The organism is Frankia sp. AgB1.9, from assembly GCF_016786355.1.
GTDB lineage: Bacteria > Actinomycetota > Actinomycetes > Frankiales > Frankiaceae > Pseudofrankia.
In genome coordinates this window covers 1-2874 of sequence record NZ_JADWYX010000251.1, presented here as the reverse complement: position 1 = coordinate 2874, position 2874 = coordinate 1, and the positions used below count along the sequence as shown (strand labels likewise).

At 68.5% G+C, this 2874-nt stretch carries 2 protein-coding genes; both read left to right on the top strand.

The window, feature by feature from the left end:
* On the top strand, positions 1 to 1032 hold a 1032-nt coding region (locus I6A60_RS40885), incomplete at its 5' end, for an FAD-dependent oxidoreductase (protein ID WP_238437286.1).
* Positions 1033 to 1303: 271 nt separating this feature from the next.
* A complete protein-coding gene (locus I6A60_RS40880) occupies positions 1304 to 2602 on the top strand; it encodes a hypothetical protein (protein WP_203017101.1) in 1299 nt (432 codons plus the stop codon).
* Positions 2603 to 2874: the final 272 nt, after the last annotated feature.

Sequence of the window (2874 nt, the reverse complement as noted above, 5' to 3'; positions counted from 1 at the left end):
CACTCGATGGGCGACACGTTCGCCGTCATGGACACCCTCAACCGCGAGAGCCCGGCCAGCGCGATCGTCGTCGGCGCTGGCTACATCGGCCTGGAAATGGCCGAGGGGCTCACCGCCCGGGGCCTGAAGGTCACTCAGATCGAGATGGCCGACCAGGTCCTGCCCACCGTCGACCCACAGCTCGGCGCGCTGGTCGCCGCAGAGCTCGCCACCCACGGCGTCGAGGTCCTCACCCGGACCGCCGTCCGCGCCGTCGCGCGTGCCGACGCCGGGGCCGCCGGCCGGCTGCGCGTCGAGGCCGCCACCACCACGTCTGACGGGGCCACCGTCGCCCTGGACCGGTATGCCGACCTGGTCCTGGTCGTCACCGGTGTCCGCCCCGACGTCCGCCTTGCCGCCGCCGCCGGTGCGACCCTCGGCACGCGCGGCGCGATCGTGGTCAACGAGCGGATGGAAACCGGCCTGCCCGACGTCTACGCCGCCGGCGACTGCGTCCTCACGCACCACCGACTGCTAGGCACCACCTGGCTGCCGCTGGGTACCACCGCGCACAAGCAGGGCCGCGTCGCCGGCGAGAACGCCCTCGGCGGCGACCGGACCTTCGCCGGGAGCCTCGGCACCCAGGTCGTCAAGATCTTCGACGCCGTCGCCGCCCGCACCGGCCTGCGCGAGCACGAGGCCCTCGCCGCCGGGTTCACCCCCGCGACGTCGCAGGCCAGCCCGGACGACCACAAGGCCTACTACCCGGGCGCCGAACCGATCGCGATCCGCGTCACCGGCGACACCACCACCGGACGCCTCCTGGGCGCCCAACTCGTCGGACGGCGCGGCAGCGAGGTCGCCAAGCGGGTCGACACCTACGCGACCGCGCTGTTCCACAGCATGACCGTCGACGCGCTGGCCGACCTCGACCTCTCCTACACCCCGCCGCTCGGCTCCCCCTGGGACGCCGTCCAGATCGCCGCCCAGACCTGGACCCGCGAACAGCATCTCCCGGCCCAACGCCAAGGTCTCCAGACCGCCCGCGGGTAGCGAAACGACGGGCGGGCGCGCGGGCGCGGTTGGAGCCGCCCATCGGCAGCGGCTTCACCGCGTGTCCGTCCGCGGTCGTCTGACCGCTGGCCGGCTCCTGAGACCACGCCGGCCACACACCTCACCTACGTCGAGAGGTCTCGTCGCGGTACTGGTGCGCGGGGGTGCCCGACGCCAGCGGTAACGGGGGGTGTGGGTGCCCGAGGACTCAGACGGAAGCGTCGACCACCTGCCAGCCGGGTCGCTCCCAGCTGACGCAACAGTCGCCGACGTGCTGTCGATCAGGCCCGAGCAGCTCTCGAAAGAGGCTGCCGGCAGCCTGTGCGCCAAGCTGCTGCGCGAGTGGTTACACCTTCTGTGCGAGCAGCTCGAATTTCCCTCCGGCGACTTTCTTCGCCTCGCCTCGCCCCGGCCGCGCGACGGCGAGAAACCTCAACCCTGGATTCAGCAGCTGAAGGACCTCAGTCAGGACCAGACGCAGCCGCTGGCAGGGACACAGGTCTCCCAACCAGGTCCTACGCGGCGCCGCGACCTTCTGAGGGCCGTACCCCTCGCCGTAGAACGCTGCGTGGCGCGACTGTGGGACGGAAGGAATCTCCAAACCGGACCGCCTCCGCCGGCCGACTTCCTCGACACACTCGCAATATTCAGTTCCGCTACGGCACAAATCGCCATTCCGGCGACGCTTGGATGGGATGCCACCCTCTTTCGCAGCTACGTGAACGCGGTCGCCTGGACCTCGGCCTGCATGACTCGCGGGCGGAGTTTCACCCGCGAAGGAATCGGCGTTCGCGATCTCGAAGCTGAGGTGACCAGATCGCTCGCGGAACTCGGCCGGTTGACCCGGTGTGAGCCCGGGGGTGGTCTCGTCGCTGCCACGCTGCTGAATGGCTCCCTCGACCGCCTGAAGCTCTACCTCGACGGAATCGTCGCAAGCCGCCCGATGTTCGAGCCCCGGAGTGCCTTCGCGCAGATCGGGCTGCGGGACCTACCCGATCTGGCGGCCCGCACCGACTACGCGATCGACATGTACGGCGACGAACACCTGCCCCAGCTCTTCGAGCAAGGACTCGCCCAACTCTGGGCCACCCTAGGAACATCAATCGTCGAATCCGAGCGGGGCAGCGGAGATGCCGATACAGCGGCCACCTTCTCTCTCCTTCGCACCGAAGAGTACAGCTTTCTGGTCGCAGCGAAGAGCACCCACCGTCGGTATTCGTTTCCGACAAAGGACCGGCGGGCGCTCACCGAATACGTGCGAGGCGTGCGACACGAACTACCGGAACATGAGCCGAGATTTGTTCTGATCTGCGGGCCGACCCCGACCGGTACGTTGACACTGAAACTTGAGCTTTTCTCCGCCGAGTTGCAGGTCCCTGTCCGATACTGCACCGCGACCGTGCTCGCCTCACTACGTGACGAGATCTCTGGCACCATCGATCCGGAACTCCTGCTTGAAACCGTGCGCCTGCCCGGTGCCATCCTCACAGACGAGAAGATCCAGGAGCTGATCAAGGCGATCAGGCTCGACCAGATCGATCACGTGAATCCTGCACGGTTCGCCTTTTGAGGCACCGTCAGGGCTGCCTCTACGGAGTTCGAACCTCGCCCACCGCACCCACGACGACCTCGAAGCCTCTGGCATGACCCTGCGCCCAGACACCCCGGGCGCTGCGCGGTTACGCGTGCAGCGGGGACGGGGCCGCCGGTGGCGATCCCCGTCCCCGCTGCGTGGTCTGCGCGACGTCGTAGGCGGCGGGGCGGTTAGCCGAACCGGCCGGCGACGTAGTCCTCGGTGACCTTGTTGTCGGGTTTGGAGAAGATCTTCTTCGTGGGGCCGAC